Source organism: Mesorhizobium sp. LjRoot246 (assembly GCF_964254115.1).
GTDB lineage: Bacteria > Pseudomonadota > Alphaproteobacteria > Rhizobiales > Rhizobiaceae > Mesorhizobium.
This window is the reverse complement of record NZ_CAXUSN020000001.1, coordinates 2125449-2140310: the sequence shown is the minus strand read 5'-3', so window position 1 is coordinate 2140310 and position 14862 is coordinate 2125449. Positions and strand designations below refer to the sequence as shown.

The 14862-nt window shown below is 62.8% G+C and carries 18 protein-coding genes; 10 read left to right on the top strand and 8 right to left on the bottom strand.

Features of this window, described 5'->3' with window-relative positions; genetic code table 11:
- Window positions 1-109: 109 nt before the first annotated feature.
- From ACSQ3L_RS10315 to ACSQ3L_RS10300, 4 genes are all read left to right on the top strand, one after another.
- On the top strand, window positions 110-721 hold the full coding sequence (locus ACSQ3L_RS10315) for a rod-binding protein (RefSeq protein ID WP_436159848.1): 612 nt from the start codon (window positions 110-112) through the stop codon (window positions 719-721).
- Between the two features lie 13 nt (window positions 722-734).
- Complete coding sequence (locus ACSQ3L_RS10310) at window positions 735-1160, top strand: hypothetical protein (protein ID WP_436159847.1); 426 nt, start codon at window positions 735-737, stop codon at window positions 1158-1160.
- Window positions 1161-1230: 70 nt separating this feature from the next.
- A complete protein-coding gene (locus ACSQ3L_RS10305; RefSeq protein WP_436159846.1) occupies window positions 1231-1746 on the top strand; it encodes a hypothetical protein in 516 nt (171 codons plus the stop codon).
- A gap of 195 nt (window positions 1747-1941) precedes the next feature.
- Window positions 1942-2226, top strand: a complete 285-nt coding sequence (locus ACSQ3L_RS10300) for an SCP2 sterol-binding domain-containing protein (RefSeq protein ID WP_436159845.1) — start codon at window positions 1942-1944, stop codon at window positions 2224-2226.
- A 94-nt stretch (window positions 2227-2320) separates the two neighbouring features.
- On the opposite strand, the gene ACSQ3L_RS10295 is transcribed toward ACSQ3L_RS10300, so the two are convergent.
- Together ACSQ3L_RS10295 and odc2 are read right to left on the bottom strand one after the other, a co-directional pair.
- Window positions 2321-2890, bottom strand: a complete 570-nt coding sequence (locus ACSQ3L_RS10295; RefSeq protein WP_436159844.1) for a GNAT family N-acetyltransferase — start codon at window positions 2888-2890, stop codon at window positions 2321-2323.
- A gap of 98 nt (window positions 2891-2988) precedes the next feature.
- Complete coding sequence (gene odc2, locus ACSQ3L_RS10290; protein WP_436159843.1) at window positions 2989-4122, bottom strand: ornithine/lysine decarboxylase; 1134 nt, start codon at window positions 4120-4122, stop codon at window positions 2989-2991.
- A 540-nt stretch (window positions 4123-4662) separates the two neighbouring features.
- On the opposite strand from odc2, the gene ACSQ3L_RS10285 reads away from it, so the two are divergent.
- The 5 genes from ACSQ3L_RS10285 (at window position 4663) to ACSQ3L_RS10265 (ending at window position 9190) form a co-directional block, all read left to right on the top strand.
- Complete coding sequence (locus tag ACSQ3L_RS10285) at window positions 4663-5859, top strand: amidase (RefSeq protein WP_436159842.1); 1197 nt, start codon at window positions 4663-4665, stop codon at window positions 5857-5859.
- 2 nt (window positions 5860-5861) lie between these two features.
- The gene (locus ACSQ3L_RS10280) at window positions 5862-6761 is read left to right on the top strand and encodes a LysR family transcriptional regulator (RefSeq protein WP_436159841.1); all 900 of its coding nucleotides are present in this window, start codon (window positions 5862-5864) and stop codon (window positions 6759-6761) included.
- Between the two features lie 88 nt (window positions 6762-6849).
- On the top strand, window positions 6850-7518 hold the full coding sequence (locus ACSQ3L_RS10275; protein WP_436159840.1) for a DUF1007 family protein: 669 nt from the start codon (window positions 6850-6852) through the stop codon (window positions 7516-7518).
- A complete protein-coding gene (locus tag ACSQ3L_RS10270) occupies window positions 7515-8690 on the top strand; it encodes a nickel/cobalt transporter (RefSeq protein ID WP_436159839.1) in 1176 nt (391 codons plus the stop codon). Before ACSQ3L_RS10275 ends, ACSQ3L_RS10270 begins: the two co-directional genes overlap by 4 nt.
- Window positions 8691-8836: 146 nt before the next feature.
- Window positions 8837-9190, top strand: coding sequence for a hypothetical protein (locus ACSQ3L_RS10265; RefSeq protein WP_436159838.1), 354 nt, complete (start codon window positions 8837-8839; stop codon window positions 9188-9190).
- A 9-nt stretch (window positions 9191-9199) separates the two neighbouring features.
- Here the strand turns inward: ACSQ3L_RS10265 and denD are convergent, their stop codons facing one another.
- From denD to ACSQ3L_RS10245, 4 genes are all read right to left on the bottom strand, one after another.
- Window positions 9200-10171, bottom strand: coding sequence for a D-erythronate dehydrogenase (gene denD / locus ACSQ3L_RS10260; protein ID WP_436159837.1), 972 nt, complete (start codon window positions 10169-10171; stop codon window positions 9200-9202).
- 15 nt (window positions 10172-10186) lie between these two features.
- Window positions 10187-10399, bottom strand: a complete 213-nt coding sequence (locus tag ACSQ3L_RS10255) for a hypothetical protein (RefSeq protein WP_436159836.1) — start codon at window positions 10397-10399, stop codon at window positions 10187-10189.
- An 89-nt stretch (window positions 10400-10488) separates the two neighbouring features.
- Window positions 10489-11466, bottom strand: a complete 978-nt coding sequence (locus ACSQ3L_RS10250) for a cation diffusion facilitator family transporter (RefSeq protein ID WP_436159835.1) — start codon at window positions 11464-11466, stop codon at window positions 10489-10491.
- Window positions 11467-11479: 13 nt separating this feature from the next.
- Complete coding sequence (locus tag ACSQ3L_RS10245; RefSeq protein WP_436159834.1) at window positions 11480-12166, bottom strand: GNAT family N-acetyltransferase; 687 nt, start codon at window positions 12164-12166, stop codon at window positions 11480-11482.
- A gap of 83 nt (window positions 12167-12249) precedes the next feature.
- Here ACSQ3L_RS10245 and ACSQ3L_RS10240 point away from each other — a divergent pair, with 83 nt between their 5' ends.
- Window positions 12250-13434: a pyridoxal phosphate-dependent aminotransferase gene (locus ACSQ3L_RS10240; RefSeq protein ID WP_436159833.1), complete on the top strand. Its 1185-nt coding sequence runs from the start codon at window positions 12250-12252 to the stop codon at window positions 13432-13434.
- A 3-nt stretch (window positions 13435-13437) separates the two neighbouring features.
- Here ACSQ3L_RS10240 and ACSQ3L_RS10235 read toward each other — a convergent pair whose 3' ends face one another.
- Window positions 13438-14181, bottom strand: a complete 744-nt coding sequence (locus tag ACSQ3L_RS10235; RefSeq protein WP_436159832.1) for an MBL fold metallo-hydrolase — start codon at window positions 14179-14181, stop codon at window positions 13438-13440.
- A complete protein-coding gene (locus ACSQ3L_RS10230; RefSeq protein ID WP_436159831.1) occupies window positions 14181-14858 on the bottom strand; it encodes an amino acid ABC transporter permease in 678 nt (225 codons plus the stop codon). The genes ACSQ3L_RS10235 and ACSQ3L_RS10230 overlap by 1 nt, the downstream gene beginning before the upstream one ends.
- Window positions 14859-14862: the final 4 nt, after the last annotated feature.

The following is a 14862-nucleotide window of genomic DNA, read 5'->3' as shown; positions in this document are numbered from 1 at the left end:
GACAATATGTATGATTTATTATCATTAATATGAGCAAGTCAAGTGCAGCAGCGGTTTTCGCCTTCCGCCCCTGCCCACCCGCGCAAGCCTGCCACAAGCTTGTTGAGGCATGGTCTGGCTAAGGAAAACCGATAAAAGGCGGACTTTCTTGGCGATTTCTCCACCCAGCGACATCGTTATGGATGTGGCCCGAGCCGTCGACCCGACGGACATCGAGGCCGCCCGCACCGCGCTGGCGAAGCGGGCCGGCGGCGCCGGGGAGACGTTTTTAGTCGATACCGCCGCTTCGGTCGATGCCGGTTCGATCCTGTCGCGCGCCACCGCCGACAAGGCCGCCGAGGCAACCGATCCCGCCAAGAAATTCAAGAAGTTCGAGGCGATGGTGCTGCAGACCTTCATCCAGAACATGCTGCCCAAGGACACCGAGGGCGTCTACGGCAAGGGCCTGGCCGGCGACATGTGGAAATCGCAGCTTGCCGAGCGCGTTGCCGACGTGATGGCCGAGCGCGGCGGCATCGGCATCGCCAAGTCGATGCTGGCCGACCACTATGTCGAAGGCAAGCGCGTCGTGCCTGTCGGTCCGGTCTCGGGCGGTCCGGAAAAGACCGAGATCGATCGACAGAGTAGCCTGTCGACCTCGCTGGTCCACCAATTGCAGCGCAAGGCTGCGGGGTCGATGACCGGCGACGAGACAACCATAAAAACAAACATCAAGATCTAAACTGGGAAACGCCATGGCCGACTTTTCGGAATTCGCCGCCAACCTGCCGGCACGCACGACCGCTTCGGAAGCGCCGATCCCGTTCGCGCGGCCTGGCAACCTCGCCGCCATCATCGGCCGCATCGAGGAAGTGGTCGAGGAAGAGACGGCCGGCATCCGCAACGCCACCAACTATGATCTCAAGGCATCCAACGCCCGCAAGAGCCGCTACCTCTACGAGCTGACCCGCGCCATGAAGGGCGGCAGCGAAGCCGAATTCCTCGAACAGCACCGAGAGGGCCTGACCCGGTTGCGCCACAAGCTGGCGAAGAACGAGGCGGCGATCCTGGCGCATCTCAGCGCGGTCAACGAAGTCGCCAGCCTGCTGCGGCACGCCATCCAGCGCGCGGAAACCGACGGCACCTATTCAGCCGGCGAATTCGGCTGGATGAAGTCATGATGTCGAACGCAGGGAACGCTTCGACGATCATGCCATCGCACGGGAATGACCAAGGGGATGGCAAGGCCTAATGATCAAGGTCATCGCCATCGCCGTCTGGATCTGCGCCGCCACGCTGGGCGCCGTGTTCTATTCGTTCCAGGCGGCCGGCGAGCGCGGTGTCGGCGAAAAGCCGAAGCCGATGCTGGGCGGCCTCGACTACGTCAAGACCGACATCATTTCGGTGCCGCTGATCCGCGATTCTGAGATCGGCGGCTATTTTCTGACCAAGCTTGTCTACACGGTCGAACCCGAGCAGATAAAGAAGCTGTCCATTCCGGCGGAAGCGCTGATCACCGACCAGGTCTATTCCTACCTCTATTCCAACCCGCAGATCGACTTCACCAACAAGGCGACGATCGATCTCGATGCCTTCCGTGTCGCGATCCGCGATACCGTCAACGCGCGCGTCGGCGCCCCTTTGGTGCATGAGGTTCTGATCGACCAGGTCAATTTCCTGTCAAAGGACGAAATCCGCGACAACTGGCTGCGCCGTAAGAAAAGCGAGACAGCGAGCGAAATGACCAAGGCGTTCAAGGAACACTGAGTTGCCCGGCTCATAGACCCCGACCCCATCGGCCATCTGCCGCGAGGGCAGGAACCAACCACCGGAATCCGCGTTGACGTAAACGTCAACCCAAAGCTATATGCGGCAGCGACCGTGATCGCGAAATCGCGGCATGGGCTTCGGCTGGATCGAAGCGCCGTTGCGAGACAGATGCAACCAGACAAGGAGAACAGCGTGAGCGTTCAGGAGATTGCCGAGAAGATCAAGTCGCGTGTGGCCAGCAGCGGGTTCGATCGTTCCGTGAAATTCGACACCGGCAGCGACGGCGTCATCGTCATCGACGGCGCGACCGTCTCGACATCAGATGCGCCCGCCGACTGCACCATCAAGCTGTCGCTCGACGATCTGGATTCGCTGATATCAGGCGACCTGAACCCGACCATGGCGTTCATGACCGGCAAGATTAAGGTCGAAGGCGACATGACCGTCGCCATGGCGCTCAGCCAGCTGATCGGCTGATCACTCCCAGACACACAAACGCCGCTCGATGGGCGCCCGATGAGCGGCGTTTGTGTTTTGAATGAAGGCGCGCCGCTTCAGGCGGCCTGAAGCATCAAGCCGCCGAATTCAGTTCCTGCGCCTTCAGCTTGCGCCCCGCCGCCTTCAGCGTGCCCTCGACGCCATCAAGCGCGCCGTCCACCAGTTCCAACGCCAGCAGGCGGTGCCGCTCATAGGGTCCCGGCATGGCCAGCGAGCCGGTCCTGGCGGCAGAGAAGCCGAAGCGACCGTAGTAGGGTGGATCGCCGACCAAAAGGATCGCGGCGTGACCGAGGCGGGCCGCCTCGGCGATGGCCTGGCGCATCAGCGCCGAGCCGATGCCGGCACTCTTCAGCGATGGATCGACGGCGAGCGGTCCAAGCAGCAACGCTGCCGGGCCGCCCTCGCCCAGCGTGACATCCCACAGCCGCACGGTGCCGGCCACGCCGCCCGATGCGTCGCGCGCGACGAAGGCCAAGCCTTCCGAAGGACGACGGCCACGCCGCAGCTTCTCCGACGATTTTTTCCGTCGCTTCGGCCCCATGGCTCGATCGAGCAACGCCTCGCGCGCCGCGACATCGGCGGCGGTTTCGGCGACCATTACAAAGGCCGGCGAGTGGCCCAAGATTTCAACTGACATTTCCATTTCCGTGATCCCTGGCGAGCGGAGGCTGTTCCACAGGCGAGCCCAGGCGGGCGATCTCTTCGCCCGCGCAGGATGATCTGACTGGTTCTTTCGAACCGTCAGATCACGTAGGATCGGAGAGGCTCGAAGCCGTTGAAGGCGACCGCCGAGTAGGTGGTCGTGTAGGCGCCAGTGCCTTCGATCAGCACCTCGTCGCCGATCGTCAGCGACAGCGGCAGCGGATAGGGCGTCTTCTCGTACATCACGTCGGCCGAATCGCAGGTCGGGCCGGCGAGCACGCAGGGTGCTGTCTCCGTGCCGTCATGCGCGGTGACGAGGGGATAGCGGATCGCCTCGTCCATCGTCTCGGCCAGGCCGCCGAACTTGCCGATGTCGAGGAACACCCAGCGCACATTGTCGTTGGCTGCCTTCTTCGAGATCAGCACGACTTCCGACTTGATGACGCCGGCGTTGCCGACCATGCCACGACCCGGCTCGATGATGGTTTCGGGAAGAGCATTGCCGAAATGCTTGCGCAGCGCCGAGAAGATCGCCTGGCCATAGGCCTGCGCCGCCGGCACGTCACGCAGATAGCGCGTCGGGAAGCCGCCGCCCATATTGACCATCTTCAAGACGATGCCTTCCTCGGCGAGCGTCGCGAACACCACCTTGGCGTCGGCCAGCGCACGGTCCCAGGCGGTCAGGTCGGTCTGCTGCGAGCCCACATGGAACGACACGCCATAGGCGTCGAGGCCGAGCCCCTTGGCATGGCGCAGCACGTCGACGGCCATCGCCGGCACGCAGCCGAACTTGCGCGACAGCGGCCACTCGGCGCCCTCGCCATCGGTCAGCACGCGGCAGAACACGCGGGAGCCTGGAGCGGCGCGAGCGATCTTCTCGACCTCTTCGACGCAGTCGACGGCGAACAGGCGGATGCCGAGCTGGTAGGCGCGTGCGATGTCACGCTCCTTCTTGATGGTGTTGCCGAAGGAGATGCGGTCCGCCGGCGCACCGGCGTCCATCGCCATCTCGACTTCGGCAACGGAAGCGGTGTCGAAGGACGAACCCATCGCAGCAAGCAGGCGCAGGATTTCCGGCGCCGGGTTTGCTTTCACCGCATAGTAGATCTTGGAATCGGGCAGCGCCTTCTCGAAAGCGCGGAAATTGTCGCGCACGACATCGAGGTCGACGACGAGGCAGGGGCCGGTCGGACGTCGGGTGGCGAGGAAGTCAAGGATGCGCTGGGTGGCCATCGGGGTCTCTCCATCAGCGCCTTTCGGCGCGCAATAAGGCTGCGGGACGCGGGCTGTCGGCCTCGCGAACTCGCGGTGGACAAAGGCGGGACGGAAATTCATGGAACCAGCCGGTGGAGACCCCGGAACCATGAAGCGCCGTCTCGCGGCGGTGAACCTTGGCCTTGCCCGGCCTCGGTTCGCTTTGTCTGCCTTGGCTTGGATGGGAGACCCGTCCGCACTGCCGGCAATGAAGGTGTGCCTCTTCAGTAACCCCGGTTTTTGGACAACCGGCAGAACACCAGAAAGGCCCGCACCGTCGTTGCTTCAAGGTGTCCTCGGGCTGGCGGTTGGCCGCTAGACCGACTGGAGGGGTTGGCTCCAGTTACCTTACCGATTTCCCTCACCATTCGAGGATCGGCGGACACCCACAGGCACGTGCGACTTTGGGCAAGCGCGATATAAGGGCGATGGGTTTCACAATCAATAAAAATCGCATCCAAGGTTGTAAAATTTCTGCCATCGAACGATGTTGCGGCAACCGTATCCGGATATCGAACGATGACAGGCACGCACGGCCCTCTCAACGCCTTTCTCGATCTTCGCCAGATGCCGGTGGCACATGCCGAGCTTGGCCCGCTGGCCGGCCTGCGGCTGGCGGTCAAGGACATCTACGATGTCGCGGGCTACCGCACTGGCTGCGGCAATTTGCAAAAATTCGCCGAAAGCCATGTGGCCTCGCGCACCGCACCTGCCGTGCAGATGATTCTCGATGCCGGCGCGCGCTTCATCGGCAAGACCCAGACCGATGAGCTTGCCTTCGCGCTGTTCGGCCAGAATGCACATTTCTCGTTTCCAGTGAACCCGGCAGCACCCGACCGCGTCACCGGCGGCTCGTCATCGGGGTCGGCGGCGGCCGTGGCGGGCAGGCTGGCCGACATCGCCACCGGCTCCGACACCGGCGGCTCGATCCGCGCGCCGGCGAGCTTTTGCGGGCTGATCGGCCTGCGCACCACGCATGGCCGCATCTCGCTCGACGGCACGATGAAGCTGGCGCCGAGCTTCGACACCTTCGGCTGGTTCGCCGACGACATCGAGACCTATGAGACCGTCGGCAAGCTGCTGCTCGGCCGCGACCCGCACCAGCACACACTGGAGCGGCCGCTGGCGCTGGACTGGCTCGACGGGTTGGTCGCCCGCCCGGCACTTGCCGAATATGCCGGAATGAAGGCACTGGCGGGTGCGATCTTCGGCACGCCGACGACGGCAACGACACGCTTCACCTCATCTCCCGATGAACTCTACTGGTGCTTTCGCCGGCTGCAGGCCAAGGAAGCCTGGGCAGTGCATGGCGAATGGATCACCAGCGGCGAGCGCGACCTCGGTCCCGGTGTCGAGGAGCGCTTCGGCTTTGGCCGTGCCGTCGACGACAAGGCAGCGCAGGCAGAGAAAGTGCGCCGGCTGACCTTTCGCGGCGAACTGAGCGCCCTACTCGGCAAGGACGGGTTTCTCGTCATGCCGACGGTTCCAGGGCCGGCACCTTACGTGGACAGCACGCCGGAGCAGTTCCAGGCCTATCGCGAACGAGCGCTGCAGCTTCTGTGCCTGGCCGGCCTGTCCGGATTTCCGCAAATCACCTTGCCTATCGGCGCGGTCGCCGGCGCCCCGTTCGGCCTGTCGCTGCTTGGCCCTTCCGGCAGCGACATTGCCCTGATACGGCTCGGGCGGAAACTTCTCGACGCCGCACGAAAGGCCTGACCATGGACACACTGACCCGCATGCGCGCTTTCATCGACGTGGTCGAGGCCGAGGGCTTTTCCGCGGCGGCGCGCAAGATCGGCCGTTCCAAGGCCTTGCTGTCGAAATATGTGCGCGAGCTGGAGGACGAACTCGGCGCATTGCTGCTCAACCGCACCACGCGCCAGTTCTCGATGACCGAGGCCGGCCACACCTACTACCGGCGCGCCTCGGAGATCGTGCGCGAGGTCGACAGCCTTGCCGACGCCGTGCGCGAATCCTCCGGCGACGTGCGCGGCCGGATCAAGCTGTCGGCGCCGCGCACCTTCGCCGACGCGCCGATCGGCCAGTCCTTGATCGACTTCGCCAAGCAGCATCCCGACATCGTGCTCGACATCCAGCTCGACGACCGCTTCGTCGATCTGGTCGAGGAAGGCTTCGACCTTGCGGTGCGCATCTCGCGGCTGGAGAACTCGTCGCTGATCGCCAGGCGGCTGGCGCCGTTTTCGATAAAGCTCTGCGCCTCCCCCGAACTGATCGCCAAACATGGCATGCCGACACGGCCGCAGGATCTCAGCCGCATGCCTTGTATCGTCGACACCAATGGCCGCGGACTGAACAACTGGCCATTCAAGGGCGACAATGGCGATCCGGTGAGCGTTTCGGTGTCGGGTCCGGTCGAGGTCAACAGCCCGATGACGGCGAGAGCCGCGGCCGTGGCGGGGCTCGGATTTACCGTCCTGCCGGATTTCATCGCCGCCCCCGATCTCGCGAGCGGCCGGCTGGTGGCGGTGATGGATGACCGCATCCTGTCGGGCGGCGGCATCTTCGCCGTCTACCCGCATCGCCGCTATCTGCCGGCGAAAGTCCGCGTCTTCGTCGACTTTTTGGTGCAGTGGTTCAAGACGCACGAGGCTAGCTGACCGGCGTCAATCGTCTCGCGGTCCCAATTTCGCCCCCTTTCTGGTAACTCTCGACATCTCTCCGAGGCCGATGGAATCACGACCGAGAATGCACCTGAAACAGCACGCAATCATGCTGGCTTCGGCCTTGGCGGCTACCTTTGCCGCCACTGGACCGGCTTACGTGCATCCGCATGTCTTCGCCGAGGCCCGCCTCGACGTGATCCTCTCCCCGGATCACCAAAGTGTGAAAGCGCTGCGTCATCTCTGGCGCTTCGACGATCTGTTTTCCTCGACGGTGATGATGGAGTTCGACAAGAACTCCGACCTGAAGCTCGACGACAAGGAGCTGAAGGAGGTCGCCGATACCGTTCATGCCTCGCTGGCCGAGTTCAATTACTTCCAGCTCGTCACCGTCGACGGCAAGGACGTGGCGATGACGCCGCCGCCGCATTTGATGGCCAATTTCGACAACGACCAGCTGATCATCCTGTTCGAGTCCGAGCCGAAGGTGCCGATCAAGCTCAACGGCAAGATCGATATCGGCGTCTACGATCCGACATTCTACACAGCGATAGACTTCACCGAGGATTCCAACATCACCGTTGAAGGCCTGCCGTCGAACTGCACCAGCAAGGTGGTCCGTCCGGACCCGGACGAGGCCATCAAGGAAAACCAGAAGACCCTCACCGATGCCTTCTTCAACGATCCGACCGGCACCGACATGAGCAAGATCTTCGCCACCAAGCTCGAACTGACCTGTCAGCCAGAAGGATGAAGCCGGTGACGAAACCGTCCCTGCGTTTGGCATTCGGCCTGTTGGCCCTCACTGTCATCATGATGCATTTTGCCGACGCCGCTCATGCCCAGAGTTCGCTCGGCATCGGCGTCAACGACGGCATGGCGCCCACCACCGGCCCGTTTGCCCACATCCTGATGTGGATCAATCTCAAGCAGCAGGAATTCTACCGCGCGCTGGCAACGGCGATGAAGGCGATGCGCCAGGACGGCAGCAAAATTTGGATACTCATCGGCCTGTCCTTCGCCTACGGCATTTTCCATGCCGCCGGTCCCGGCCACGGCAAGGCGGTGATCTCGTCCTACATGGTTGCCAATGAAGTGGCGCTGCGGCGCGGCATTTTGCTGTCCTTCGTCTCGGCGCTGCTGCAGGGCCTGACCGCGATCGCGGTGATGGGGGTCGCCTATTTCGTCCTGCGTGGCACCGCTGTCTCGATGACGGACGCAGCCTGGTTCATGGAAATCATGAGCTTTGTCTTCGTCACCATCTTTGGCGCCTGGCTGCTGTGGCGCAAGCTCGGCCCTTCCATCCTCCGTCTGTTTGGAAGAGGCCCGGCCTACAGCCTGTCGGCGGCTCATGCCGGCCATTCTCACGCCGGTCATTCTCACGGGGGTCATTCGCACGGCGCGCATTCGCATGCCGGTCATTCTCATGCAGCTCACAGCCATTCGGCGCATGCTCATTCGCACGCGCCACACGCGCATGACCATGTGCACGGCCCTTCGCACGATCATCACGATCATGCCGAACACGATCACGCGGCCGGCGAAGTCTGCGAAACCTGCGGCCATTCGCACGCACCCGATCCGGCGCTGCTGTCGGGCGACCGCTTCGACTGGCGCACGGCCTGGACGGCGGTGGCAGCGGTCGGCATCCGCCCCTGCTCCGGCGCGCTGATCGTGCTCAGCTTCGCCCTGCTCAACGGACTCTGGCTCGGCGGCCTGCTGTCGGTGCTGGCGATGTCGCTGGGCACCGCCATCACCGTCTCGGCGCTTGCAACGCTTGCGGTGACCGCCAAGAACTGGGCGGTGTATTTCGCCGGCGACGGCCGCATGGGCAACCGCATCCACTCGATCGTCGAGATCGGCGGCGCCGCCTTCGTGTTCCTGTTCGGACTGCTGCTGCTGTCGGCAAGCCTGGCCGGTGCCTGAGCAGCGTCAAGTCTCTGAGCTCTAAGACTTACCCGGATTACGTCTATCAAGCTCTCCAAGTTGCCATTTCTAGGATGGCAAAGAGGGTATTTTAACGAGTTGTCGCCTTTCCTGTCAGAGTGTCTGCTCGTGGGGGGCATTTCGCGATGAACAAAGACTTCAAGACGCTTTTGTTGCGTATGGCGTTCGGCATCCCGGCCGTCATTGCAGGAGTGGTATTTCGCCCGTTTTGGCAGTCTGACTGGGGAATCCCCACCTTTATATTTCTGGTCTGGGTCGTGATTTCAATCGCGGCTGGATGGGGAGGAAAAGGCAAACCGTACTCCCTCCTCTTCGGGCTCATTGTTGGGAGCGGTTTTGCCTCGGTTCTTGTCGTGACAGTTCTGGCTGAGAGCGTATATGTCGGAATAGGGCTACTGATTGCTTTGGCCTACATTGGCATAAAAACGAAATTCTTTGCCCGGCGGGGCGCAGAGCTGGATTCTCTGCCGAAACAATGATCGCCTAGCTCAAAGTTTGCCGCCCAGCTCATCCTCGATATGCGCGCGGATGATCTCGTCAAAACTCTTTTCGGCGCTGAAGCCTAATTTCCTCGACCGCTTTGCCTCGAACCGTGTCGGCCAGCCCTTGACGATCGCCCAGATCGTCTCGTCCGGCTCTTCACGGATTAGGCCTACCGCCTTCGGCCCGGCGATGCGTTCCAGCGCCTCGATCTGCTCGCCGACGGTGACCGCGACGCCAGGCATCGTCAGGTTGCGGCGCGGCCCGACTGCCGCACCATCGATCTCCGCTGCATGGATCAGGAAGTTCACCGCCGAGCGCGGGCTGGCGTGGGTGTGCACGACCGAGCGCGGCACCGGCAGGATCGCCTCGTGGCCGCTCAAGGGCTCGCGGATGATGCCGGAGAAGAAACCCGACGCCGCCTTGTTTGGCTTGCCCGGCCGCACGCAGATGGTCGGCAGCCGGATGCCGATGCCGTCGAAGAAACCGCGCCTGGAATAGTCGGCCAGCAGCGCCTCGCTCATCTGCTTCTGCGTACCGTAGGAGGTCAGCGGCGTCGGATGGAATTCATCAGGAATGACATCCGGGAACGGCGCGCCGAACACCGCGATCGACGAGGTGAAGACGACGCGTGGCGCAAAGCCTGCCAGCCGGATTGCATCGAACAGGGCGCGAGTGCCGTCGAGATTGACGCGGTAGCCGAGATCGAAATTGGCTTCGGCCTCGCCCGACACGATGCCCGCGAGATGGAAGACGACATCGGGCCGCGATGCGACCAGGCGCTCAGTGGCCCCCGCCTCGGCAAGATCGCCGGTGTGCAGCGTGACGCTGACGCCGTCCATGCTAGGTGCCTGCGGCGGCACGATGTCGTGCAGGTCGAGCGCGGCGATCTTGCGGCCGCGCAGCGTGCCGTCCTTGGCCAGCCGGGCGATGAGCTTGCGGCCGACCATACCCGCGGCGCCGGTGATCAGAATGCGCATGTCGAAATCCCTTGCCTATTTACCCTGGTTTTTGCGCTGGCTGCGCGCGCGCAGCCAGAACACCGAGAAGAACGCCAGCACGAAGACGATGCCAAAGGCGGCCGCCAGCACGGTCGAAAGGCTGCCCAGCGCCAGCATTATCGTTGGCAGATAGAAGGCGCCGATGCCGAACAACAGCATGATCCACACGGCGGCGATGGCCGCGTTCCTGGTGTCGCGATCCATCATGCCGCGTCCGGGCAGCGGGCGTTCATCAAGCTGGTTTTCAAGGTTTGCAACTCCTGACACAGGACCAATCGACATCGATCGATCCGATCCTAGTGATGGTGGTCGTGATATGCAGCCGCTTCGCGTTCGTACCCGTGATCGTCGCCATCGTCGGCGCACTGTCCGAATTCCGGTTCCACGGTGGCATGGCTGATGCCGTGCTCGCTGGCAAGCCGCTTCTTGACGGCGCTGACCGCATGATGCGCATCGACGCCCTCGTCGAGACAGACATGCAGCGTCGCCATGTTGCTGGTTCCGTCGAGCGACCAGACATGCATGTGGTGTACTTCGCGCACGCCCTGGACCGTCGCCTCGATATCCCTGGCGATCAGATCGCGGTCGAGGCTTGGCGGCACGCCCTCGAGCAGGACATGGGCGGCTTCACGCATCAGCGACCATGCCGTGTAGAGGATCAGCAGCGAAACCAGGACCGACAGGATCGGATCGATCGGTGTCCAGCCGGTCGCCAGGATGACCAGCGCCGCCGCGATGGCGGCCGCCGAGCCTAAGAGGTCGCCGAGCACATGCAGGATGGCGCCGCGCATGTTCAGGTTTTCACGGTCGCCGCCATGCAGCACGAAGAACGAACCGATGTTCACCAGCAAGCCGAGGATCGCCACCACCAGCATCGGCCCGCCAAGCACCGGCGCCGGTGCCTGCAGGCGCCCCCAGGCCTCATAGACGATCCACAGCGCGATGACGAAGATGGCAATGCCGTTTGTATAGGCCACCAGCGTCTTGACCCTGCCGAAGCCATAGGTAAGGCGAACGGTCGCCGGCCGGCCCGCAAGATGAAACGCGTACCAGGCAAGGCCGAGCGCGATCGAGTCAGCGAGCATGTGGCCGGCGTCGGCCAGCAGCGCCAGCGAGCCGGTGAGGATGCCGCCAAGCGCCTCGGCGACCATGAAGCCGCCGGTCAGGCAGGCCGCAATAAGAACGCGTTTCTTGTCGGTCGAGCCATGCACATGACCTGGCCCATGATCATGCCCTGTGTGATCATGCCCGCCGTGATCGTGCGTATGCGCCAATGGCAAACTCCCGTTACGCGCCGAAATCAGCACGAAAATCCTCGAGCCGTCGCTTCTGCTGGCCGTCGCCATGGAAATTGGCCGGATCGAGCCAAGCCTCATAGGCCTTACGCAGCGCCGGCCACTCCTTGTCGATGATCGAATACCATGCCGTATCGCGGTTTTCACCCTTGACGATGAGATGCTGGCGGAAAATGCCCTCGAACTTGAAGCCGAACCGTTCGGCCGCCCGCTTCGACGGTTCGTTGCGGTTGTTGCACTTCCATTCGTATCGGCGATAGCCGAGCTCGTCGAAGATGTACTTCATGAACAGGAACTGCGCTTCCGTCGCTCCCGGCTTGCGCGAGATGAGCGGTCCCCAATAGATGTTACCGATCTCGATGACACCGTAGGCCGGATCGATGCGCATCAGCGTCTGGCGTCCGGCGACCTTGCCGCTGGCCTTGTCGATGACGGTGAAGAACAACGGATCCTCGCTCGCCTCGACCTTGTCCAGCCATGGCTGGAAGGCCGCGCGGCTCTCCGGCGGATAGTCGGGCAGCCAGGCGAAGCGGCCATCGACATCGGACACGGAGGACGCTTCATAGAGGCCGTCGCCGTGTTTTGCAGCACTCAGCGGCTCGAGCCGGACATAGCTTCCGTCGATGGCCTTGCGCTCGGGCCGCGGACGCGGTTGCCAACCTTTCAGATTTTCCGACACCGAAAGCTCCAATCCGTTTGACTTTTGCGTCCTGAGGCTCACAAAAACGCGACCCAACAGCAAGAACCACACGGACGGGAAAAATGCTCCACACGATTTCGGCCTTCGACCGTCTCGGCGAGGAAAACGCCTTTGCCGTGCTCGCGAGGGCCACGGCGCTGGCCCAACAAGGCCGCGACATTGTCAATCTCGGCATCGGCCAGCCCGACTTCAAGACGCCGCAGCACATTGTCGAGGCGGCGATCCAGGCGCTGCGTGACGGCCACCACGGCTACACGCCGGCCAATGGCCTGTTGGCGACGCGCGAGGCGGTGGTGCGGCGCACGCTGACCACCACCGGTGTCGAAATATCGCCCGAAACGGTGATGATCCTGCCCGGCGGCAAGCCGACCATGTTCGCCGCGATCCTGATGTTCGGCGAGCCCGGCGCCGAGATCCTCTATCCCGATCCGGGCTTTCCCATCTATCGCTCGATGATCGAGTTCACCGGTGCGGCACCCATTCCGGTGCCGATGCGCGAGGAAAATGGCTTCGCCTTCTCGGCCGAAGAGACGTTGGCGCTGATCACCTCGAAGACCAGGCTGCTGATCCTCAACTCGCCGGCCAATCCGACCGGCGGCGTGACACCCCGCGCCGAGATCGAGAAGCTGGTGAAGGGGCTGGAGGCGCATCCGCAGGTCGCCATCCTCTCCGACGAGATCTACGACGTCATGACCTATGACGGCGAAACCCATTGTTCGCTGCTTGGTTTTCCCGAGATTCGCGACCGGCTGATCGTGCTCAATGGCTGGTCGAAGACCTGGGCTATGACCGGCTGGCGCATGGGCTGGTCGATCTGGCCGAACGGCGACAAGGGCGCCCATCTCTACGACAAGGTGCGCAAGCTGGCGGTCAATTGCTGGTCCTGCGTCAACGCGCCGAGCCAATTTGCCGGCATCGCGGCGATCGACGGCCCGCAGGACGACGTCGACAAGATGATGCGCGCCTTCGACCGCCGCCGGAAGATCGTCGTCGAGGGACTGAACGCACTACCCAACATTTCCTGCATCACGCCCAAGGGCGCGTTCTACGCCTTCCCCAACGTCTCGAAGACCGGCTGGAAGGCCAAGAAGCTCGCTTCGGCGCTGCTCGACGATGCCGGCGTGGCGCTGATCGGCGGCCCCGATTTCGGCATTCTCGGCGAAGGCTATATCAGGCTCTCCTACGCCAATTCCGAAGAGAACATCTTGCGGGCGCTGGAGCGGATCGGAGCGTTCCTGGCGAAGTGACGCTCAGTTCGGGCTATCGAGATAGGTTCTTGCGATCGATCGCAACTCGTCCTGATCGATCGTTTCGCCATGCCCGCAATAGGCTCGGCCGAACTCTATTTGCAAAAGCCGATGCATGGTTTTCCGATAGGCCGGCACGTCCGACCCCGGGAGATCGTCGACCAATCGGCCGCGATAGATCGCATCGCCGGTCAGAAAGTCGCCGTTGAGTTCATCGAGAAGGCCGATCGACCCCGGCGAATGACCCGGCAGATGCAGGACGCGAAACGACCTGTCGCCGGTTTCGACGATATCGCCGTCATCGAGGATTCTAGACAGTGGCGCCGGTTTGACATGGAAGGATTGCTGGGACCAGTGCTTGTAGGGCAGATGATCGAGCCCGTCCGCCATCTCGCGAAAATAGCCGGCCAGCGTGTGTTCGTCAGCCATGTCCGCGAAGAAGGCAGCCTCGGCCCGATGGCCGAGCCTGGTCTGAAATTCGCTCAGCGCGCCGACATGATCGACATGGACGTGCGTTGCCACGGCCACCACCGGCTTGCCTGGCAACAGGCCCAGCACTGGCCTGAGCGGCACGAGACCCATGCCACCGTCGATGACGAGATCGCCGTCGCGCCCCCTAACATGGAAGACGTTGCTTCTGAAAAAAGGATGGACTTGCGGTTCCCATAGCCGCGTGATGCCCTGCCCCAAGGTTTCGCATGAAAACCAGTCGGAAGCACGAGCGTCGCCGAGGGGGGCGAGCGACATCATCGATGTCCCCGCGCAAGCATCCGCTCGAGCTTCATCTGAAAGACGGTCAGAACCGAAACCATCGACATGTAGTAGATCAGCGCGGCGCCATACCATTCCAGGAAACGAAAGCTGGTGGCGATCGCGAACTGGGTAACCGTCATAAGCTCCTTGAGCGAGATGACCGTCGCCAGCGACGTTGCCTTCAGCAGCGAAATGAACTCGTTGACCAGTGACGGCAACGCGACGCGAAGCGCTTGGGGCAAGATGACCAGGAAGAATATCTGGCCTCGGTGCAAGCCAAGTGCCGCCGCGCCTTCCGATTGTCCCTTGCCGATGGATGCATAGGAACTGCGAAGGATCTCGGTCAGGTAGGCAATCTGGATCAACGTCAAGGCAAGAAAGGCGGCGATGAACGGCGTGAACCAGCTCGATCGGAACACCGCCGAGATTTGCGGCAGCCCATTCCACACGAACAGCAGCACGAGTAGCGCCGGCGCTCCGCGAAAAAGCCAGACAAAGGTGGCGATCGACACACGAATCCAACGCCGCTTCGACGTGGCCAGCGCCGCCGTTGCCAAGGATATCGCTAGGGCAACAGACATCACCAGAACCGAGAGGACCAAGGTGAGCAATGCCCCCTTGGCAAGGGGCCAGCCGAACAACGCCGCCAGGAAGAGCTTGCTGTCGAACACCGCC